Source organism: Streptomyces sp. MMS24-W38, from assembly GCF_059889265.1.
The window spans coordinates 6057411-6078251 of sequence record NZ_JCBCPP010000001.1; the positions used below are offsets into that span (position 1 = coordinate 6057411).

Sequence of the window (20841 nt, forward strand, 5' to 3'; positions counted from 1 at the left end):
TCGGCACCGTGACGATCAGCCCCCAACATAACGGCCACCTCGGACAACGGCACCCACCTGGTCGAATCCCGGGCCGATCCGGTCGCCCGGCACGGCGGGACGCAGGTGCTGGCGATGCCCGTGGCCGAAGGCGCCTGCCCGCCGGCTGCCCTTTCCGGGCCCGTAGCCGGGCGCCGGCCTCGAGGCAGCGCGTGGTTAGGATCACTGTGCACATGCGGCTTGTCATGCCGAGGTCACGGGGGCGGAGGTACGGAGCATGGGCGTACGGGGAGCAGGCGCGGGCCAAGAGGGCGGCGTCGACCTGAGGGCATCGAGCCAGGACCTCACCAAACTGGCCGACGACCTCGACGACATGCAGGACCACCTGGACAAACAGGTCCGGCGGATGGACGCGATCGTCGACCGCATCGAAGCGGGTTGGCGAGGCCCGGCGGCGACGGCGTACCGCGGGTTCCACCGGGCGGCGGCCGAGGACGCCGTGCGCATCCGTGAAGTGATCCGGCACATCGAGCAGGCCGTACGCCTCAGCCGGGACGGCTTCACGGAGCAGGAACTGGAAGTGATGGCCCGACTGCGGGGCATCCAGGTGGACATCGACAGCGAGGTCGACAAGCTCTCGACACCGAACCCGGAGACGACCGGGCCCGTCCCTCCGCGCAGCAGCCTCGACTCCTTCTGACGGCCACTCCGCAACCGTGACGACATCTACGAAACGGGGAACCATGTCAACCGGAAGTGCGGACGACGGTCACATAACCGTCTCCTTCACCACCCTCCGCGAGCTCGCCGCCGAACTGGAGGACATCCTCAAGAAGCTCAACGGCAGTCTGGACGACCTCCACGACCGGGTCGTGCCGGTCGTGCTGTCCTGGGAGGGGGAGGCCCGCGAGGTCTTCGTCGACAAACTCGACGAGTGGGACCGCTCTGCCCAGGACCTCCAGGCGGCCCAGAAGTGGCTGCACGAGTGCGCGACCACGAGCCACGTCAACTACACGGCGGCGCACCAGGCCGTGCTGCGCGGCTGGGGAGCCGACTGATGGGGACACCACCACCGCCGGGCCAGAACGGCACCATCGACGTCAAGCCGACCGACCTCCACCGCGTCTCCGGCGGTGTGGCGAGCCAGCAGACGGTGATGGACAGAGGCGCCAGGAGTCTGCTCGAGGACCTGCGCAAGTACCCGGACGCCGGCGGTTACGGCACCTCGCCCCAGGCCTTCGCGACGTCGTACGTCAAGGTGGGCGACCGCTTCCTCGAAGTGTGGGCCAAGAGCATCGTCAGCATCGGAGGCGCGGCGGTCGGCTTCACCACGACGGCCAACACCTACGCGAAGGCCGAGGCCGCCAATGACCCCAAGGGGAAGGCGAAACCGGTCGTCCAGCCGTTACCCAAGGTCATCGAGAAGGCTCCCGCCTACGGCTCCGTGCCGAACCTGAAGTGGGGCGACGACGACGGCGGCGACGACTTCATCCGCAGGGTCCTCGAGTGGGTGCCCGAGCCGGTCCGGGACGTGCTGAGACCGGTGGTGAAACACGCCTTCCGGATGGGCAAGGTCGCCGAGGTCTACCCGTTTCCCCAGCAGCACTACCTGAACTCGCTGTCCCAGGCGTGGATGGCGGTGACCGTCCCGCTCTCGACGGCGGAGCAAGGCCTGACCGGAAACGTCAGCAGCATCACGCAGCAGAGCCACAGCGAGTGGTACGACGCGATGCGCCACTTCTGCAGTTCGCTGTGGGGCACGACGGCGTGGGGCAAGAACCGCGAGAACTACGAGTGGGGGCACGACAGTTCTTCCTCGCAGACCGCCACCCACCCCGTGATGACCGTGCTGTTCGACACGGCCCGGAAAGTCGGGGATATTCTCTACGAATTCGCCGAGGCGGCCGTCTACCTCAGCCTGGATCCACCGCGTAGCGGACGGGCCGTGGACGGAGAAATCAGAAGAGGTGCCCGCTGACCTGGGATGATGGGAGTTCCTACGCTTCCATCGGTCCCGACCTGCAAGGCACCTCTCAAGTGAAATCGTCCCACAGCCCGGCGCGGGTGTTTGCCGCGTTCGACGAGCCGAATCTCATCGCGCATGCCGGGCTGGTCCCGGTGATCCGGCTGGCCGAGCGGTGCGGCCTGCCGGCTCTGGTGGCCGAGAAGGTCAAACTGGCCGGCGCGGCCAACGGCGCCGGCACGGTCCCCGACGCGAAGGCGATGAGCATCGTGGGTGGCATGGCCGCCGGCGCCGACTCCATCGACGACCTGGATGTCCTGCGGCACGGAGGGCTGCGGAAGCTCTTCGCAGGGGTGCGGGCACCGTCCACGCTGGGCACCTTCCTGCGCGCCTTCACCTGGGGACACGTCCGGCAACTTCAGTCCGCGACACGCGCGTTCACCTGCAACCTGGCCGCCCACACCGGACTGGTGCCCACGACGGACGAGGTGGTGTTCGTCGACATCGACTCCAAGGTCAAGCAGGTCTACGGCCCGGCCAAGCAGGGCGCCTCGTTCGGCTACACCAAGGTCCGGGGGCTGCACTTCCAGATCGTCACGGTCAAGACGTCCACCTGCGCGCCGGTCATCGTCGCCACCAGGCTGCGCAGGGGGTCGGCGGGCTCCGGCAAGGGGGCGGCGAGTCTGCTGCGCGAGGCGCTGACCACGGTGCGGGCCATGGGGATCACCGCGCAGATCATCGTGCGCGCCGACTCGGCGTTCTTCTCCCACAAGGTCGTCGCCGCCTGCCGTCGGGCCGGCGCCCGCTTCTCGCTGGCCGTCGCGGTCACCAAGACGATCCGCACGGCGATCGAGACGATGCCCCCTGACACCTGGACACCGATCCGGTACACCGACGCGATCTGGGACGCCGAGGAGGAACGCTGGATCTCCGACGCCGAGATCGCCGAGATCCCGTTCACCGCGTTCACCAGCAAGAAGAAGCAGTTCCACACCACCGCCCGGCTGATCGTCCGCCGTGTGAAGCGGCTGAACCCGAAGACGGTGCCCGACGGACAAAGTGAGCTGTTCGCGGTCTGGCGCCATCATGTGGTCTTCACCGACAGCACCTTCGTCCTCACCGACGCCGAGCCCATGCATCGTGCTCACGCCGCGGTGGAACAGGTCTTCGCCGATCTGGAGGACTCCGCCCTGGCCCACCTGCCCTCGGGGAAGTTCACCGCGAACGCGGCCTGGCTCACCCTGGCCGCCACCGCCTACAACCTCACCCGCGCGGCCGGACACCTCGCTTCCGCCTTCCACGCACGGGCACGGACCGGCACGATCCGCCGTCATCTCATCGCCGTTCCGGCCCGCATCGCCCGCCCGGGACGACGAGTAGTGCTGCATCTGCCCCAACGCTGGCGCTGGGAAGACGACTTCACCGACCTGTGGACCGCCACCGGGCAGCGGATGCAGACCTGACCAACCGGACCCCCGCCCGTCCACGATCTGGAAGACCTCGGAGAACCCGCCACCGGAACGGCCATCCGGAAACCCGCCCTGCCCGGAACCGAAAATCCACCCCGAAACCAATCACACCGCGCGATCAAAGATCACGCGGTGGATCGAGGCTCAACGGCGAGGTGTGGGACGTCTACACCGAGGCTGTACGCGACGCGATCCCCAAGGTCGAGGTCAACCTCAAGGACGGCGTCGGTATGGACGACGTCAAGGGCCTGGTCAAAGGTCTGGGCAAGAGCATCGCGAAGGGCGCTTCCCAGTTGGGCCAGGGCATCGTCCTGAACATGGACACCGCCAAGCTGAACGCGATCGTCACCGAGTACAACCGACGGGTCGACGCGCTCGTACCGAAACTCGACGCACTCATGGGCCCCTTGGACGAGGCACACCGGAGCGCCCCGAAGTTCGAGGCCCAGGAGGCCCGCGCGGAGGGCTTCGGCATGAGGGCGCTCAACGAATTCAAGACCGAGCATCGCTGGACCGAACCGGAGGACACCAAGAACGGCGTCTACCGCATTGATCTGGCGAGCAGCGAATGGCTTGAGAACGGACACACCCTGGACAGGCACGTCGGAAAGAGCTCGGAGCAACTCGCTCAGCGCCTTCGTGACCAGGGCGACCCTCCGGGCGGGACCTGGGTGCACGGGAAACCAAGCATCGGGGGGGCTTCGAGCTTCACCGATCTGAAGAGCGCGCAAAAGTACACGCAGTACAACATCGACGCTCATTCCGCCGAGATCAAGGCCTGGCTGGATGGCCCGCCCGACTCTAATAATCCGTACAAGAAATTCGTTGGCCCAGGACCCAACGGAGAAGTCACGGGTGTCAGTGTGAGGAAGCAGCCGTACGACCCGTCCGATCCCATGACGGGTTTCAAGGAGGGAGGAATGAATGTCAGGCCCATTGAAGTGAAGAACATCGATACGCGCCTGAAGTACAATCCCAACCTTGATCCGCCATTCGTTGTCGTCACGTCCATGCCGGCGCTGTGACCGATCAGTCTGAAAAGAGAATGCGAACCATGACCCAAGTCTCATGGGAGGACGCTGTCCAGCGTCTGCTGGAGGACGTGTACACCTTCGCTGCAACCGGCCCGAGGACCCTCGCCGGCTGGCAAAGGGACGCGCTGGCGGTGATGAACCGGGAGGTCGACGATCCTCGTGGATGGGTCACCTTGGACTGCAGGGCTCCGGCAAAGTCGTCGGTCATGCGGTCAGAAGAAGGCTGACGGGGCGGTCGGTGTCGCGGGCGTGGTGTCGTAGGGCGGCGGCGATGTTCTGGTGGCCGTGGAGGCGGAGGAGGGTGATCGCGGTGTTGCGGATGCCTGCCATGACGCGGGGTGCGTTGCCGGTGCGGACCTGGGAGCGGTCCTCGTCGAAGGTGACGTCGCGGACCCAGTGCAGGCGGTTCTCGATCTCCCAGTGCGACTGCACCCATGTGGCCAGCAGCTCCGGGGGCGCGGTGCGGGCGTCCGCGCTGGTGATCAGGTAGACGATCTCGACCGTCCGTGTGCCCTTCCTGGTGACGGTGCGCCGCAGCTGGGCGACCTGCGCGGCCCCGGTGAAGTCGATCCAGGCGGGGACGGCGACGGCCTTGATCGTTCGGGTGGCGCGGCGCCCGTGTCCGCGGTCCGTTCTGGTGACAGCAGGTATCCGGGCCCAGGGCAGAGCCTTGAGCCGTGCGTACAACGACTTCTGATTGGCCTTCACGGTCAGGACGTAGTCGGCGCCGGCCTCGGTCACGAGTGCCGCGGTGGCGTGCTGGGTGTGCAGCGCGTCCATCGTGACCACCGCCCCGTCCAGGTCGAGGGCATCCAGCAGTTCTCTGGCCGCGGGGATCTCGTTGCTCTTCTCGCGCACGGCGACTTGGCCCAGTACCGCTCCCGAACCGTGCGCGAGCGCGGCGACCAGATGTGGGGCCGGGGCGTCACCGCCGCGTGCGCCCCGGACGGTCTTGCCGTCGATCGCGATGACCCGCCGGCCCGCGACCAGCGAGGCCCTCGTCGCCGCCCATGTCCCCAGGAGCGCGTCGAGGCGGTCCGCGTCCAGCCTCGCGAACAGGCGCCGCAGCGTCGACTCGTCCACCGAGCCTCGCACCAGGCCCAGCTGTTTCACGGCTACCGCTCCGGCGTCCCGGGCCCACTCCCCGATCGCCGTGAAACCCCGCGCTCCGGCCATCACCGCGCACACCGCGACCGCGATCAGAGCACTCACCGGGTGACGGACCCCGCGCCGGCGGCGCGGATCGGGCATCCGGCCGAGCAGGTCGACGAGGAGCTCGCGCTCCGGGACGGGCGTGCGAACAGGCACGCAGATGCGAGACGATGGCATGGCGCGGGCGTTGTTCCCTGGTCGGACGGAAGGCGTAGGAACCTCCATCCAACCGGACCGGAACACGCCCGCGCACCTCACCCACCCGCAAAACCACACGTCACAGGGCTACCAAACGACTTTGCCGGAGCCCTGCCTTGGACTGGGACAAGGACAACGACAAGGAGCGGACCGAGAGCCGACCCTGTTATCCCTTCGTCCCGCTGTCTGAAGAAGGGCTGGGTAGTCGGCTGTACCCGGTAACGGCCGAGACGGCCGTTCGCCTCTTGGTTGAGATGACGTACGAATGGGGACCGGTCGGAACGGACGAACAGACCAGGGCGGCGCTCGCTGACGCCCGAACTGTGCTCGACCGGTACGGCGACCGAATCTCCTGCTACAGCAACGTCACTGAAGCGGTGAAAACCCCGTCACCGGACCTCACGAACGGGGTTACCGGCTGGGCTCCTCTCACCGAGTTCATCGGCGACTTCGGGTTCGTCGTCGTCTCATCCGAAGAGGTCGGCGTCTTCTGGTCGTTCGATGCCAGGTGAGGGGCCCACTGTGATGCGTACCCGAAGCGCGACATATCCCGACCGCGAAACGGCTCAGTGGGCCACCCAGCGGGTCGTCACTGCGAATGAGCAGGTCATCCACCGTTGGCTGGCGCGATCCACGAGGTCACGACTGACCATCGAGGCTTCCTGGCCCTCCCGGCCCGAGCCCGTCGGGCAGGTACTCCTGCAGGCGATGATGTTGGCGGAGCGGGAGCCCGTCGATGTGCGGGCCGCGCGAGTGATCCTCAGACGCGACGCGTCCCGTCCCCACGGATTCGTGGTGCACTCCACGTTCCCCGTCTATCTGTGACCCAGTAGAGGCTGAATACCCGTGCCCCTGACCCCTCTCGAGCATGACCGCCGCTACGGCGAGCTGGACCAGGTGATTTGCGCCTATATCGGGCAGCAGGCCGACGACACACCGGAGCGAGCGAGCCTGGCGCTGACCGCTTACCTGCGGCACACCTGGCACACCCGCCCGTGGGCGCTGGCCGTCGCCGAACGGCAGTTGCGCGAGTACGCCGAACAGCCGCCCGGACGACTGCGCCTGAGTCTGGGGGAGTTCTACGCGGTCCCTGACGTGGGACTGCCCGAGAGTGACATCCAGCAGTGGCTCCGCTGTCTCGCCGACCACATCAAGCACAGCGTCACCGAGGGTGCGGCCCCGTCCCCGGCCGTGCCCGCGACCCACTGGGAGTGGCACGCGCGCTTCCCGGAGCTCGGCCAGTTCCTGGGCGGCTGGTTCTCCCAGGACATGCCGGACGAGTTCGACGACCACGACGCGGCCGTCGCTGACTTCCTCGCGCACACCGATCCGCAGCTCGTAGCCCGGCTCATCGGTGAACTCCACGAACTCCTCGCCCTCGACCTGGACGAGCCGGACTACGCCCTGGCCGCCGCCGAGCTGGGAATGGAGGTGGACCCTCCGGCCCCGTACAGCCCCAGCGGCTGGCTCGCCTCCGTCGCCGCCCGGCTCGTGGTGCCGTGAGCCGAGGATGGGCCGCCGGTGCAGGGGGACCGGTCCGGCCGCGAAGGTCCGGGAGACGACCAGTGACGCATGGCAGGGACGAGACGGCAGAGCTCATGGGACGGCTGGCGCGTGAGCTGAGTGTCTACGTGAGTGCCGGACGGCTTTCCGGGGCCGGCCCCGCTCCGGACGGGCCACGGCCTCTCGTCTCCGCTGTCGCTGCCGAGGTTCACGCCCTCGTGCGCCGGCTGCACGAGGAGTACTGGCACCGGTACGGCTCGGGCCCGGCGCCCGTCGACCAGGTCGAGGCGTCGCTCGTGCCGTGGGACGCCTCGGACGCCGCCGCGCTGATGGGGGAGCTCGCCTCGGTGAGTCTGCTGTGGCCGACGCACGCGTACATGGACCGAGACGAGGCCGATGCCGTCGCCCGGCACGTGGTGGCCGCACTCGGGCCCGGGGCGTGCTGGTGGTCCAACCGGGACGAGGGCAGCGTGAGCGGTGTCACCGGCGCCACCATGGACACTTTCGTCGCCGGCAGTGATGGTGACCGCTTCGTCGTGCTGATCCAAGTGCAGGACGACTGACGCGTCCGGCGGTGACGAGGTGTTCGGCCGTGGTGAGCAGGCACGACCGCAGGCTTCTCGAGCGGTTGCCCGCGCCGGTCGAGGATGCGCCGAGGCCGGTGGTGAAGCACGTCTTCCGGACGCGTGAGGTCGCCGACGCCCGTCCGTTTCAACAGCAGCACCGTCTGAACTCGCCGAGAAAGGCAAGCACTACATGTCTATCGACCAGGACTCCTGGGAAGCCGCGGTGCGTCACCTGTACGAGGACGCGTACCCGTACGACGCCACGGGCCCGCGCCGCCATGAGGACTGGGTCCTCGACGTCCTCGCGCTGATGGCGCGGATCCCGGACCCACGGGGTTGGACCGGTCTCGACGACGCGGCTCAGGCCCCGGAGCGTGAGGCTTCACCCACGTATCCCTTCGTCGTCCATCCCCCGGAGTACATCGCGCCGCGTCTTCAGGAGATCGACCGGGACAGCGCCGAGAATCTGCTCCTGGCCCTCACGGACGACAGGTGCACCCTGTCCAACCTGAGGCGCTTCGCGGAGAGCGGGGAGGAACTGCGGGAGATGGCGCGCACGATCCTCGCGCGTTACGGGGACGGGGCCGGCTACCACACCAACATCAACATGCCCGGTCATGTGCGTGGCACGCTCGACTTCACGTCGTCGAGCTGGGCGTACAGCCCGCTCAGCGTCTACACGGAGGACTGCGGCCTGATCATCGTCTCGGACACGGAGGTCGGAATGTTCTGGAACTTCAGCGACCTGTGACCCGGCTGCCGATTCTCATGCCCGGCGGCTGCCCGCAGGCAGCCGGGTTTCGTTCGCGCCCTTCGGTGTTACACGCTCCGGTGGCGCGAGGCCCGGCGGTCAGCTCCAGTCCGTGAGGTCCCCGACGAAGCCCGCGTAGGAGCGGTTGGTGCCACGCGGGGAGGGGATCAGCCGGTGCTTGAGCGCCTCGCGGGCGACCGTGGGGCCGTCGCTCTCCCGGAAGACCGGTGAGCCGAGCCCCCGCTTCAGCTCCTCCTTGGCGTCCTTGAGGCGGCCGGTGTCCCTGTCGAGCAGCTGGGCGGGGACCTTCCAGCGTGGACGGACGTGCGGGAAGGCGTCCGGGAAGAGCAGCAGCCAGCCCTCGCTCTCCCATGCGGCGAGCGCGAGCGCCGTCCGGGACCCCGGGGACTGGCGCGCGAACTCGGCGGTCAGCGTCTTGCGGATGCGGTCGTAGTGGGTGTCGGTGTAGCCGTCGAGGTCCTCGTGGACGACGAACCCGAGCAACTCGGCCCGCTCCAGGCGGGCTTCGGCCCGCGCCTTGCCGACCAGCGACTCCACAGCATCGGCGAGCTTCGGGCCGGACTTCCTGCGTAGCCGCACCGGGTCGTTGATGCGGACCAGCTTGGTCGCCGCGCCGAGGTCGGGCCGGTGGGCGCGTATGAGCGCGGCCAGGATCTCGCAGTCGTTCCGGTCCTCACCGGCCAGCACGATGACGCCCCGTTCCTGTGCCCGGGATCCACGTCCGCCGCCCTGCCATCCCTTCGGGGTCACAGCTCACCTCCGGTGAGGTCGCCGCCCAGTACTCCGGAGAACCACAGCTCCCCGAGCGGCTGTTCACCGGACGCCTCGACGATGTCCTTCACCTCGTCGACGGTGAGGGCCGGGATGATCGACGCGCCGTCCTCGTCGCGGTCGCAGACGACGAACTCCTCCGGACGCAGCCGGTCGACGAGCGCGGGCGAGTGGGTGGCCACGATGAACTGCGTCCGCTCGGCGGCCTCGCGCAGCCGCTGCACGACGAGTTCCAGGGCCTGCGGATGCAGGCCGTGGTCGATCTCCTCGATGCAGGTGAACGCCGGGGGGTTGGGGTCGTACAGCAGGGCGAGCAGCCCCAGGAGGCGGACCGTTCCGTAGGAGGCGTAGGCGATCGGGGTCAGGCGGCGCAGGCCGCGCTCGCGCAGGACGGCGGTCAGTTGGTCGGTCGCCCCGCCGACCTCCTCGAACTCGATGTTCTCCAACTGCGGCAGGACCGTACGGGCGTCGGCCACTAAATCGTCCTAGATCTCCTCGCGGCCGCTGAGGTGGATGAGGAACCCGGCCAGGTTCTCGGCGTGCGGCGAGAGGGCGGCGAAATCCGTACCGCGCAGGCGGGTCGGCTGCCGGGCCGCCGCCACGTCGACGTCGAAGACCCGGAACGACGACAACCGGTCGGCAACCCGGGTCACCTCGTCGCCGCCGTCGGAGGGACCGAGGCGGGGAAGCGTGGACAGGCCGCTGCTCAGCCTCCTGATGCCGAAGCTGCCGCTGTCCTCGCTCTGACCCGCCCGCACGTCGAGGATGCGCGCCTCGTTCCCCGAGATGGTGATGCGCCGGCCGCGCCCCTGCCTGCGCTTGAACGCGAAGCTCTCCTCGCGGGACAGTGCGTAGTAAGGCGATCGTTCGCCGGTTTGTTTCGACCGCAGGGAGCGGCGTCGGATGGTGAGGCTGTACTCGTCCGGCGCGTTGAGGGTGGAGTTGGTCGTCCAGGTCGCCTTGAGGTGGATACGCATGGTGGTCGGAGGCTTGGTCCCGCCCCAGAAGGCCACCTCGTCGAACCCGCCGAGCGTGTCGAGCGCCGGCTGGAGATCGGTGCGGATGATGTCGGCGAGAAAGTCGAACACATCCAGCACATTGGACTTGCCCGCCCCGTTCGGGCCCACCAACACCGTGAGCGGACCGAGCGGCACGGTCACGTCGCGCAGACTGCGGAAGTTCTCGACGTGCAGTTCGAGGAGGCGGCCAGGCATGGGACGAAACCTATCGGGTCGGTGATCGCGGTGCGGGGGAGTGGGCCGGATGCGTCGCCCACGCTGCTGTGTTCCCATCCTGTTCGTACGCGGCCCGGATGGCGGCGGGAGTGCGGTCCGGAGCGAGGTGGCCGGGCACGTCGAGCAGGTTAGGCCGGGTCACTGACATCACGCCTGTGGCTCGCGGCATTCGGTGCGTCGCTGGTTCGGTGAGTTGCCTCCGGCCGTGTGGAGCCGGTGGTCACGGGCTCGGCGGCAGGTCGGCAAGGCGATCCGGTGGGGGTCTGCCGATGGGCGTCGGGCCGGCTGCTCGACGCGGTGCTGACCAACGCCCACACCGTCTTGCCGGGCCCGCAGCGGCGGTCGGTGACGCCCCAGTCGTCGGCCAGGGCGGCGACGAGGAGGAGGCCGCGGCCGGACTCGGACTCCGCGTCGGGGTCCGTGGGCGCGGTGACGGCGGGCCGGCGTTCCACGCGGGTGTCGGAGACCTCCACGCGGAACGCCGGCCCGCCGTCCGCCCCGGTGGTCAGCCGGACGTGGAAGTCCCGGCCGGGGACGCGTCCGTGCCGGACGGCGTTGGCACACAGCTCGGCGGTGATCAGGGTCAGCGTCTCGTTGACGTCGCTGTCGTAGGGGTGGCCCCAGGAGTCCAGGCAGTGCGCGACGAACAGCCGGGCGAGGCGGGCGCCTCGCGGGGTCGAGGTGAAGGCCATGGCGAATTCGGTGGAGGCCGCGGGGCCGGAGGGCCGGTGCCGCTGGGAGGAAGGGCTGTGCATGCGGTCAGCGTGGCGGCCGGGATGGGCGCGCCACCAGGAGCGACGCTTGTACGGGAGTGCGCTGTACACGGGACGGCGGGCTGCTGTGCCTGCACGAGCGCGCCCTCCGACTCAGGGCCTGGACATGGCGTCGACTGCCCGCACCCGGCAGTCCGAGCACCTTCCGGACCTCTTCGCGACGAACAGGTGCCGGTAGACCGTCACCCGACGCCGAGGGATGCCGCAGAGCGTCGCCTCACCCGCCAAGGCGTGCTCCAGAGCCGGGTCACCTGTCTCCCGGCATGCCGTGAAGCACGTCGGGGCGAGCCCGAACGTGAACCTGAGGGAACGGAGGTGGTGACCAAGATGCGGCATGGCCGCCACCCTCGCACGTGGCTCGATCGACGTGAAGTCAAAGGGGCAGGCCTCCGCGGGGGGCGCGAACCGGCGATGTGCTGCTTGAACGCTGCGAACTCGTTCGTTTCCTTCACGAGTCGGCAGGTGCCGGTGTCCGGGCCGTCGCGGCCCTGGCGGCGTTCCTCAACCCGAGCGAAGGCAAGGCGGTATCACGATAGTTGGCCTACGGATGCACAGCTCTGTGTGAAGCTTTCCCCATGACTCATCCGCGTGAAGAAGTCAGGGCCAGGCTGCAGACCGATCGCCCGCACTCCGCCCGTGTCTGGAACTACCTGCTGGGAGGCAAGGACAACTACCCCGTCGACAGCGAGGCCGGTGAGGTCATCCTGAAGACCTTTCCGGAGTTCGCCGCCGTCGCGCGGCTGCAGCGGAGGTTCCTCGCGCGCGCCGTGCGCTTCCTCGCGGGCGAGGCCGGTGTCCGCCAGTTCCTCGACATCGGCACCGGACTGCCCACCGCCGACAACACACACCAACTGGCCCAGCGCATCGCGCCGGAGAGCCGCATCGTGTACGTCGACAACGACCCCCTCGTCCTGGTGCACGCGCAGGCGCTGCTCACCAGCAGCACCGAAGGCGCCTGCGCCTACGTCGACGCCGACGTGAGGGACCCGGAACGCATCCTCGCCGAAGCAGCGAAGACCCTGGACCTCAGCCGCCCGGTCGCCCTGACCATGCTGGGTATCATGGGACAGATCTCCGACGCCGAGCGCCCCGCCGACCTGGTGAGCACGCTGATGTCGGCCCTGCCCCCGGGCAGCTACCTGGCCCTGAGCGACGGCACGAACACCAACGAGGCGCTCAACACCGCGATCGGGGTCTACAACGGGCAGTCGGCCAACACCTACCACCTGCGCTCGCCGCAGGAGATCGCCTCCTTCTTCGCCGGTCTGGATCTGGTGGAGCCGGGGGTCGTGTCCACGGCCGCCTGGCGCCCGGACGCCGACCGGGCCGAGGAGGACACGGCCGACGTCTCCGTGTGCGGTGTCGCGGTCAAGAAGTGACCCGCTCTGCCGCTCGGTAGTCCCGCGCAGGCACCCCGTCAGCGTCGGCGGAAGACACGGCTGAAGCGGAAGGGGCCGGCGCTGCCGGACGCCTCGGTCCCCCGGGCGACCGGCGGCGCGGTGCTCCGCAGCGGCCGCGCGGCGTGCCGCAGGCGTGCCTCGCGCAGGGCGGGAGTATGGGCGGGACCGTCGGCTGTCGGAGGCGCGGGTTAGGGTCCTGTGGCGTTCGACCACCAGGAGCGGGAGGCACCCATGCCATTCGGGCACATACAGCAGGACGGTGCTCAAGCCCGGCGGACCGGCGGGAGCCGTGCCACCGACGCTGCGCAGGGGCAGCCCGGACGTCCTGCTGCGCCTTCGGGGTCACCGAGCCGTCGGTGCCGTGCCGCGAACGGTTCGCACGGTCTCGTACGCGTACGTGGTCCTGTCGGCCAAGCGGCTCCGCGCCCCCTGCACGGACCGGCACACCGACTGTCCCGCGCAGGGGGACTCCGCGAGGGACTCGGCAACCTCGCGACGCGGACCGAGGAACACCCGGCCGGAAGCGCGCCGGTTCGCCACCGGAGGGGCGGGCGCGCGATGTTCGGCTGTCAGCTGTCCAGCTCGGCGCAGAGGGTGGTCACCTTCTCGTGGGCCGCCTCCGCTTCGGCGCCCTCCACCTTGTAGGTCTGCAGGCGCACGTTGATGTCCTTGAAGGCCTCGCCCAGAGCTTTGTAGCGGTCGTCCAGTCGGGCCGCGGTCTGGGCCAGGGCGGCAGCACCGAGGGCGCGGTCGAAGTGGGCCACCCTGTCGTCGCTGTCGTCGCTGTGCATCGTGTCGAACGACGGAACACGTTTCCACGCCTGGCAGGCGCCCGCCGCATCGGCCGCCGCGTTGTTGACGCCGGTCCCGGAGGCCGCGCTGTCCGGCCCGGCCCACAGGAGCCAGCCGATGCCTGTGCCCGCACAGGCGGCGGTGACGGCCGCCACGCACGGCACGAGCCACCGGGAGGGAGGACGACGACCGGTGACAGGAACCGGCGGGGTGGAGGGAGGGGGCGGCAGGGGAGCGGGCGCAGTCATCGAAACGGCTTCCTTCGGTATACGGGCAGGCGATCCCGGCACGGGAACCGGCAGCAAGTGAACCACTCCCGTCACCGGCCAAAGCGCCCGGGACCATGCCGAGTTGGTGAGGCGTCAGGCCCGCTCGGGTATCCGGCTCGCGTCCTGTACCGAGGGTGCGGAAGCGTCCGGGTACGCCGCCTCGCCGGTTCGCGGGCGGGGTCACGTCTGCTCCGATCCGCAGGGGAACGTCTCCGGCCGTGAACGGGCTGCTCTTCCGACGGACGGACCACTGCGAGGCCACGCCGATCCGGCGCAGTTCCGCTTCCTGGGTGACGCGGGTCGGAGGCACCCGGTGTGGATCAGGAGACCAGCCGCAACCTGCTGGAGCAGGCCCACCAGGTTTGTCCCTACTCGAACGCGACCTGTGGCGACAACCCGGTCGAGCTGGTCGTCGAGCAGTCGGGCAACCGGTCGACGCGAGTGCCGGCAGCAGGGCGATTGCCAGGGACACGGAGAGGTTGGGCCGTGCAGCGGTCCAGCTCCAATGTCATTGCCTGCCCTTAGAGTTGGATCTTTGATCGCATCGCGCGGTCGACCGGCTACTGAATGGAGCTCACGCACGTGCGCATACGAAGATTCGCGGCGGGGACGGTGCTTGCCGCGATCACCGCATCACTGACCTTGCTCGCCGGTCCAGGCCCGGCGCGGGCCGCGGACGGCATCGTCCTGCCGGTGAGGTCGCACTGGCAGACCCTTGCTGACAACCACCACGTGTACATCAGTGCACCCGACGACGATGTCGTGGTGGCCACCGACCACGACGGGCGGGTGCTCAAGACGATCGAAGGGCTCGACGGGGCCCACGGCATGACCCTGTCCCGGGACGAGTCCACGCTGTACGTGGCCTTGTCGGAAGCCGACGCAATCGCCGCCGTCGACACCACCACACTGACTGAGACGCGCCGGTTCGCCACCGGGGCGGGCACGGAACCGGAGAACCTCGCCGTTGCGGGCGGGAAGCTCTGGTTCTCCTATCAGGCGAACCTCTTCGACGCCGGCATCGGTTCGATCAGCGTTGCCGATGCCGATCCGGTGGTCGACTTGGGCGACGATGCCGTGTGGTACGGCAAGCCGCACCTCGCCGTTTCACCGGTCTTCCCTGACCGGCTCGTCGCCGTGGGGGGCGAAACCGTGCCCGGGATGCGGGTGTACGACGTGAGTTCCGGAACCGCCCAGGAGACCGCCCACAGTGACGCCATCGGCGGCGTCTCTGACCTGGCCATGAACCCGGACGGGCAGACCATCGTCACCGCCTATGGATCCGACTACTTCCACTCGCAGTGGCGGATCTCGGACCTGACCGAGATCGGCAGATACGAGACCGGTCCCTACCCCAACTCGGTTGCCATAGCCCCCAATGGCATGGTCGCCGCGGGGATCGTGGCCGGAGGGGACTGGGACATCTACCTCTACCAGCCCGGCTCGACCACCGCGATACGCAAGATCGCGCTTTCCTGGCCCTACAAGGACCTGCTGGCACGCGGCGTGGCCTGGGCCCCGGACGGCAACCGTCTGTTCGCCGCCCGCCTCCCGTACTTGAGCGAAGTGACCCTCGACGTCGTCACCGATCTCCACAAGGCATCCAGCGACATCACATTGCAGGCACCGGCGACAGGCCAGTTCGGGAAGAGTCTGACCGTCCACGGAACGCTGAGTTCCCTGGTGCCACATCCGGCCAACGCCCGGGTCACGGTCACACGTGACGGCGTGCCGATCGCCGACGTCCCCGTGGCAGCCGGCGGCACTTTCACGTTCCGCGACAGCCCGCCCCTGCCGGGCTGGTACCAATACACCGTCAGCTACGCAGGAGATACCGACCACGTTGCGGGAACTGCCAGCGTCATCGTGGACTTCGTCAGCTGACCACGGCGACCCTGCCATCGGGCCCGGCGCGCCGGCGCCGGGCCCCACTGGTCCCCGGCCGCACATCGCGGTGAGGGGGCAGGTGACCGTGCCGACCCATGGCTTCAGTGGCAACCTGCCTCTCGCAGTCCGGTGCTGTCCACCTTCGACCCGAGGGACCCGGGACCTCGGAGGAGTGGGACGGCTTCTCCCGTGTCCCCGTCGGTACTGCCTCAGACCTCGCGGCAGCCAAGGCCTGGGCTCACGGACTTGACTCCCACGACTCGACTGATGGGGAGCAGGGCAGCATGATCCGCCGCTACATCATCTGGCGGAGCAAGCACAGCGCCGATATTCGCTTGCACGCCATCGTCACGCGGGCCAACGTCGCCTGACACCCGACGAAGGCAGAGAAGACGACCACGCAGACCCACCCCGTCGACCACGAACTCATCCGGGCCGCAGCCCACGTCGCTCGCACACGCTGCCGGGGCGACAACCACACCATGGCAGCCGCGGCCCGCGCCCGGGACGGCCGGATCGTCACCGCGGTGAACGCCTATCACTTCACCGGAGGACCCTGCGCCGAGTTGGTCCTCATCGGCGCGGCAGCCGCCCAGGGCGCCCACGAGCTGGACACCGTCGTCGCCGTGGGCGACCGCGACCGAGGGGCTGTTCCCCCGTGCGGCCGGTGCCGCCAGGTCCTTCTCGACTGCTTCCCCGCCCTGAGGGTCATCGTCGGCGAGGGCGACCGCGTCCGGACCGTCCTGATCACCGACCTGTTGCCCGAAAGCTACGTCTGGGCCGACCACCAGCTCGACGCCGAGAAAACCGCGCCAATCAGCACGAGCTGACACCGCCGGCCGACAACAGGGCGAACGTTGCTTGATGCGGCACCTAACCCTGCGTCGGATTGCTGTGCAACTTGCGCCGTTCCCAGAGGTTGGGGTGGCGGATGACCACTCCCGCCATGCCGCCGGACCCGGTGAGCCGGATCAGCGGAGTTCCCGGAAGCCGGTCGGGAGTGGTCTTGTCCCTCAGGCCGCCGATGCCGGGATCCATGCCGCTGGTGTCTGCGGCCCAGCCCTCGGGGATGACGATCGTGACACCGGCTGTCTCCCCGTACGCCTCCACCGCGACCTCCGTGAGGCGGCACTCGACCCGGGTGAAGTCGACCTTCACACCCCCCAAGCCTCCGTGAGCGATCACGCGCCCGGGAACCTCCCAGCGCCCGGGACCTCGAGACGCGCCGTGCATGCCGCCCTTGAGCACCAGCGGCGGCAGGTCCTCAGCGGAATTCATCCTCGGCAAGTCGGCGGTCAGGGCGGCCAACTCGGCGTAAGTCTTGGACTTCAGCGCCTGCTCCAGGCGCGAATCCAGCTCATCGAGGTCGATTCGCCCCTCGGCTGCCGCATCGCGCAGATGCTCCACCACTGCTTCCCGGTCGTCGTGAGAGGCGCGGAGCCCTCCCGGCGGAGCAGGGCGCGGAGAGGGCTTCGGAGGCTGAGCAGTCATGGCCACAAGGATAAGCAGCCGGCGGACTGAGGGCATGGCCGGCACCTGTGGGTGAGTTGGGTTCCAGGCCGCTGCGGGCCGCGCGCTCGGCGGAGTCATGTCGCCGAAGGACGGGGCACGCTCACGGACGCCCACACGGCCTTGCCGGGCCCGGAGCGGCGGTCGGTGACCTCCGGGCACAGCCGCTCGCAGTCCGCCTCGGTGGTCAGCCGGACGTGGAAGTCCCGGCCGGGGACGCGTCCGTGGCGTACGGCGGCGGCACGCTGATCATGAGCCGGCCCGCAGGGCGGCAGGACACCACATGAGCCCGTGCCGACCGGCACCCTGGACGCCACGGCCGCAGACCGGGCGCCTGCGGTCGATTCGACGAGTCAGACACTCCCCGCCCCAGGTTCTGGCGCCTCATGCCGGGACGGTCCCGCGGTGGAGAGTGCCGTCGTGCATGACGAAGTCGACGCCGGTGGTGGCGTTGATGTCATCGAAGGGGTTGCCGGGCAGGGCGATCAGGTCTGCGGTGGCGCCGGACCGGATGCGGCCCAGGTCGGGCCGTTGCAGCAGGTCGGCGGCGGTGCTGGTGGCGGCGCGCAGCGCCCGTAGCGGGGTGATGCCACTCTCCACCATGGCGGGGAACTCGTTCCCGTTCCGGTGGTGGGGGAACATGCCGGCGTCGGTGCCGAAGGCGATGCGCACGTCGCTGGCGGCGACGTTGCGGGCGCTGTCACGGAGTTGGCCGGCGTAGCGGTGGAACTTCTCCCGCTCGGCGGGGTCCTTGCCCTGCCAGTAGTCATCGTCGTCGAGGTGGTCGAGCGCGTCGACGACCATGAACTGGGTGGGGACGAGGAACACCCCTTGCCGTTGCATGAGGGACAGCGTCTCGGCCGAGGCGAGGTTGCCGTGCTCGACGGACCGCACCCCGGCCCGTACGGCGCGGGCGACGCCCTCGTCGCCGTAGGCGTGCGGGGTGCACGGCACGTCCAGGTCGGCGGCGGTGGCCACCAGCGAGTCCATCTCGGCCTGGGAGTAGGTGGCCTGCCCGGGATCGTCGGTGGGGGTGCCGAACCCGCCGGTGGCACCGAACTTGATCCAGTCCGCGCCGGCGCGGATCTCCTCGCGCACGGCTCGGGTGATGGCGGCGGGCCCGTCGGCGAGTACGCCGATCTCGCGGCCGTACTCGGGGGCGAGCAGCGTGGAGAGGTCCCCGTGTGCGCCGCGGGCCGAGATCAGGTGCGGGGCCACGAGCATGCGCGGCCCGGTGATCAGGCCCTGGGCGAGGGCATCGCGCAGGTGGAGCGTGATCGGTTGGTCGGCGAAGGTGGCCAGGTCACGCACCGTGGTGAACCCGCGGTCAAGCAGATCGCGCAGCACCGGCAGGGCTCGTAGGGCGATGACCGTGGCCGGGTCGGCGGCGAACGCGGTGAGCAGGGCGGAAGGGTCCATCGTGGTGTGGATGTGGCAGTCGATGAAGCCGGGGAGCAGCATGCGCTCACCGAGGTCGACCACCTGCCCCGCGCCTCGCTCCACATGGTCGCCGACCTCGGTGATGCGCCCGCCGCGGACCGCGATCTCGGTGTGGCCGGACGGTGTCTCGGCCAGCCCGTCCCAGCTCCGCTCGGCTACCAGTACGACGGTCTCGCGCGAGGCGGTCGCGGTCATGGCCCCTCCGTGGCATGCGCGCCGATGCGTACCCCCGATCACCTTCCGATTGTCACACTTTGCTTGTACCTGTGCAGGAAACGCGATTCTGCGGTGATACCGGCCGTCCGCATGCTCGACATCCACTTCGGCCTCAACGCCCCCGAACCGCCCGCGACCTTCAGGGCCTGGTGGCGATGACCGCCTCGGTGTGGATCACCTCGTCGAACCGGCCGGACGGGGCGAAGGCGAGCAGCGCCGCGCGCAGGTCCTGCTCGAAGGCGTCCTTCTTCTCGCCGAGCCGGGCGGGGCTGGAGTAGGAGAGGCTGAAGACCCAGCCGAGGACCTCGTCCACGGTGCGGGTCAGGGGGTGGTCCCAGCGCGCGGTGTCGACCTGGGAGAACGGGGAGCGGGCGAGGACGTCCTGGTGGGGTTCCTCGGGGTGGGAGCAGGTGCCGGAGCCGGCGCGGCGCTCGGGGCCGAGGTAGCGGGTGCGGACCTCGTCGACGACCTGCCGCCAGGGGGCGGGCTCGAGGTCGCCGGGGGCGCCGCGGGAGGCGAGGACGATCGCTCCGCCCGGTTCGATGATCCGGTCGAGGTCCCGGGCGACCCGGTCGCGGTCCATCCAGTGGTACGCCGCGCCCATGACGGTGAGCAGCACGGGCCCGATGTCCATCGTCGGCAGGGTGGTGGAGTCGCCCTCGCACCAGGTGATGTTGGGGATGCCGTGCTCGGCGGCCAGGCGGCGGCCCTCTTCGAGCATGCCCTTCTGGGGGTCGACGGCGATGACCTCGCCGACGAGCGGGGCGAGTTCGAGGGCGATGATGCCGGGGCCGGCGCCGAGATCGAGGACGCGCCGGGTGCCGTCCAGGCCGAAGCGCTCGGCGAGCAGGGTGTAGAACTCGGGCGCGTAACGGGGCCGGAAGGCGGCGTAGTACGGCACGGTGGACGCGAACAGCTCTCCGGGCGGGTACGAGGGGGTGGAGGAGGCCACGGGTCCAGTCTCTCGCAGCGGCGCGGTCAGGGTCGGGTGATCGGTCGACGAGCCGGGGCGCCGGTCAGGTGCTGCCACCAGTCGGTGAGGGGGCGGGCGACGGAGCCGTCGGGGTGGCGGTCGTGGGCGCCGGGGAGCTGCCGCTCGACGGCGTCGAGGTCCGGCCGGTCGAGGAGAGCGAGGTCGGGGTCGTCGACCGCGTTGAGCCACCGGTAGCCGTACCGCAGGCGCTGTCCCCCCGCTCCTTCAGGGATGACAATGCCACTCAGCGGCCGTCGGGCCCCGGGCCCCCACTCTGCGGCCGGTCCTTGCCTGCCGGAAAGAGCGGAGTCCAGGGCAGTGCCGTGCGCCAGCTGTCGCCGCCGCGCATCCAGTCCCCGATGGCCTTGGCCACCGGCTCGGGTCCGACGATGTCCCCCTGCCACGGCACGTGCGCCTCGAAGTGCAGGTGGTCACCGCCCTCGCGGTACTCGACCTGGTAGCTGAAGTCATCGTTCAGGAGGACCTGCATGAAGTGCTGGTCCACCGGTTCCCTGTCGGTCCGCTCGACGATCACGAACGGGTGCGACAGGTTCATGTCGGCGAGCAGGTCGTGGACGGCCACCTCCGACGGGTCGTCGATGGACTTCCCGCCGGCCTCGGTGGCCCGGATCAACGGCTTCGTCATGCAGGCGACTGTAACGGCGCGGCCCGACAGTCGGGCCGCCCGGTCGGCCAGGTCAAGTGCCAGGGCCTCCACGGCCGCCCCTGTCAGTTCGCGATGGGCGATCGGGCGCGTATCACCGGCTCCGGCCCGGGCAGGCATACGCAGCCTTGACCCGAGGGACGCGACGCCGTACCCGGCTTGCGGCTTCGCGGGCGGGCCCCAGGCCCCACTCCAAAACGGCAGGCGACGCCACCGGGTTTCGGGCAAAGCGAGGCTGGGCGACGGTTCGTCCGGCCCGCCGGCGGGAAACGGGAT

Annotated in this window: 21 protein-coding genes and 2 pseudogenes; 14 read left to right on the forward strand and 9 right to left on the reverse strand. The window is 69.5% G+C overall.

The annotated features are described in order from the left end of the window. The first annotated feature begins 256 nt into the window (after window positions 1-256). The 5 genes from AC6F7H_RS26535 (at window position 257) to AC6F7H_RS26555 (ending at window position 4436) form a co-directional block, all read left to right on the forward strand. Window positions 257-679, forward strand: coding sequence for a WXG100 family type VII secretion target (locus tag AC6F7H_RS26535; protein ID WP_500759544.1), 423 nt, complete (start codon window positions 257-259; stop codon window positions 677-679). A 43-nt stretch (window positions 680-722) separates the two neighbouring features. Then, the gene (locus AC6F7H_RS26540; RefSeq protein WP_500759545.1) at window positions 723-1037 is read left to right on the forward strand and encodes a WXG100 family type VII secretion target; all 315 of its coding nucleotides are present in this window, start codon (window positions 723-725) and stop codon (window positions 1035-1037) included. Beyond that, window positions 1037-1957, forward strand: coding sequence for a hypothetical protein (locus AC6F7H_RS26545; protein WP_500759546.1), 921 nt, complete (start codon window positions 1037-1039; stop codon window positions 1955-1957). Before AC6F7H_RS26540 ends, AC6F7H_RS26545 begins: the two co-directional genes overlap by 1 nt. A gap of 59 nt (window positions 1958-2016) precedes the next feature. Then, on the forward strand, window positions 2017-3405 hold the full coding sequence (locus AC6F7H_RS26550) for an IS1380 family transposase (protein ID WP_500759548.1): 1389 nt from the start codon (window positions 2017-2019) through the stop codon (window positions 3403-3405). A gap of 161 nt (window positions 3406-3566) precedes the next feature. Further along, entirely contained in the window at window positions 3567-4436 is an 870-nt protein-coding gene (locus AC6F7H_RS26555; protein ID WP_500759549.1) for an RNase A-like domain-containing protein, read from the forward strand. Window positions 4437-4649: 213 nt separating this feature from the next. Here the strand turns inward: AC6F7H_RS26555 and AC6F7H_RS26560 are convergent, their stop codons facing one another. Then, window positions 4650-5774 (reverse strand): ISAs1 family transposase, encoded by a 1125-nt coding sequence (locus AC6F7H_RS26560; protein ID WP_500754596.1) that lies wholly within the window; start codon window positions 5772-5774, stop codon window positions 4650-4652. A 137-nt stretch (window positions 5775-5911) separates the two neighbouring features. On the opposite strand from AC6F7H_RS26560, the gene AC6F7H_RS26565 reads away from it, so the two are divergent. The 5 genes from AC6F7H_RS26565 (at window position 5912) to AC6F7H_RS26585 (ending at window position 8615) form a co-directional block, all read left to right on the forward strand. Then, window positions 5912-6307, forward strand: coding sequence for a hypothetical protein (locus AC6F7H_RS26565; RefSeq protein WP_500759550.1), 396 nt, complete (start codon window positions 5912-5914; stop codon window positions 6305-6307). Between the two features lie 13 nt (window positions 6308-6320). Further along, window positions 6321-6620, forward strand: coding sequence for an RNase A-like domain-containing protein (locus AC6F7H_RS26570; protein ID WP_500759551.1), 300 nt, complete (start codon window positions 6321-6323; stop codon window positions 6618-6620). 21 nt (window positions 6621-6641) lie between these two features. Further along, window positions 6642-7298 carry a contact-dependent growth inhibition system immunity protein gene (locus tag AC6F7H_RS26575; RefSeq protein WP_500759552.1) on the forward strand — a complete coding sequence of 219 codons (657 nt, stop codon included), beginning with the start codon at window positions 6642-6644 and terminating at the stop codon, window positions 7296-7298. A gap of 62 nt (window positions 7299-7360) precedes the next feature. Then, entirely contained in the window at window positions 7361-7861 is a 501-nt protein-coding gene (locus AC6F7H_RS26580; protein ID WP_500759553.1) for a hypothetical protein, read from the forward strand. Between the two features lie 193 nt (window positions 7862-8054). Continuing rightward, window positions 8055-8615 (forward strand): hypothetical protein, encoded by a 561-nt coding sequence (locus AC6F7H_RS26585; protein ID WP_500759554.1) that lies wholly within the window; start codon window positions 8055-8057, stop codon window positions 8613-8615. 99 nt (window positions 8616-8714) lie between these two features. On the opposite strand, the gene AC6F7H_RS26590 is transcribed toward AC6F7H_RS26585, so the two are convergent. The 3 genes and pseudogenes from AC6F7H_RS26590 to AC6F7H_RS26600 all read right to left on the reverse strand — a co-directional run bounded on the left by AC6F7H_RS26590 (window position 8715) and on the right by AC6F7H_RS26600 (window position 11397). Continuing rightward, complete coding sequence (locus AC6F7H_RS26590) at window positions 8715-9386, reverse strand: hypothetical protein (RefSeq protein WP_500759556.1); 672 nt, start codon at window positions 9384-9386, stop codon at window positions 8715-8717. After that, a pseudogene (locus tag AC6F7H_RS26595) lies at window positions 9383-10621 on the reverse strand (AAA family ATPase). Before AC6F7H_RS26595 ends, AC6F7H_RS26590 begins: the two are co-directional and overlap by 4 nt. Window positions 10622-10770: 149 nt before the next feature. Beyond that, a complete protein-coding gene (locus AC6F7H_RS26600; protein ID WP_500759558.1) occupies window positions 10771-11397 on the reverse strand; it encodes an ATP-binding protein in 627 nt (208 codons plus the stop codon). A 593-nt stretch (window positions 11398-11990) separates the two neighbouring features. Between AC6F7H_RS26600 and AC6F7H_RS26605 the strand changes: the two genes are divergently transcribed. Next, a complete protein-coding gene (locus AC6F7H_RS26605; protein WP_500759559.1) occupies window positions 11991-12794 on the forward strand; it encodes an SAM-dependent methyltransferase in 804 nt (267 codons plus the stop codon). A gap of 590 nt (window positions 12795-13384) precedes the next feature. Here the strand turns inward: AC6F7H_RS26605 and AC6F7H_RS26610 are convergent. Beyond that, a complete protein-coding gene (locus AC6F7H_RS26610) occupies window positions 13385-13762 on the reverse strand; it encodes a hypothetical protein (RefSeq protein WP_500759561.1) in 378 nt (125 codons plus the stop codon). A 426-nt stretch (window positions 13763-14188) separates the two neighbouring features. Here AC6F7H_RS26610 and AC6F7H_RS26615 point away from each other — a divergent pair. From AC6F7H_RS26615 to AC6F7H_RS26625, 3 genes and pseudogenes are all read left to right on the forward strand, one after another. Continuing rightward, window positions 14189-14293: pseudogene (locus AC6F7H_RS26615) on the forward strand (Ohr subfamily peroxiredoxin); the annotation flags it as partial. 150 nt (window positions 14294-14443) lie between these two features. Beyond that, complete coding sequence (locus AC6F7H_RS26620) at window positions 14444-15760, forward strand: hypothetical protein (protein ID WP_500759562.1); 1317 nt, start codon at window positions 14444-14446, stop codon at window positions 15758-15760. 431 nt (window positions 15761-16191) lie between these two features. Next, entirely contained in the window at window positions 16192-16593 is a 402-nt protein-coding gene (locus tag AC6F7H_RS26625) for a cytidine deaminase family protein (protein WP_500762068.1), read from the forward strand. 43 nt (window positions 16594-16636) lie between these two features. Here AC6F7H_RS26625 and AC6F7H_RS26630 read toward each other — a convergent pair whose 3' ends face one another. The 4 genes from AC6F7H_RS26630 to AC6F7H_RS26645 all read right to left on the reverse strand — a co-directional run bounded on the left by AC6F7H_RS26630 (window position 16637) and on the right by AC6F7H_RS26645 (window position 20547). Beyond that, on the reverse strand, window positions 16637-17254 hold the full coding sequence (locus AC6F7H_RS26630) for a DUF1707 SHOCT-like domain-containing protein (RefSeq protein ID WP_500759563.1): 618 nt from the start codon (window positions 17252-17254) through the stop codon (window positions 16637-16639). A 402-nt stretch (window positions 17255-17656) separates the two neighbouring features. Then, entirely contained in the window at window positions 17657-18907 is a 1251-nt protein-coding gene (locus tag AC6F7H_RS26635) for a metal-dependent hydrolase family protein (protein ID WP_500759564.1), read from the reverse strand. Between the two features lie 160 nt (window positions 18908-19067). After that, a complete protein-coding gene (locus AC6F7H_RS26640) occupies window positions 19068-19880 on the reverse strand; it encodes a class I SAM-dependent methyltransferase (protein WP_500759565.1) in 813 nt (270 codons plus the stop codon). A 265-nt stretch (window positions 19881-20145) separates the two neighbouring features. Then, complete coding sequence (locus AC6F7H_RS26645; protein ID WP_500759566.1) at window positions 20146-20547, reverse strand: hypothetical protein; 402 nt, start codon at window positions 20545-20547, stop codon at window positions 20146-20148. Window positions 20548-20841 lie beyond the last annotated feature (294 nt).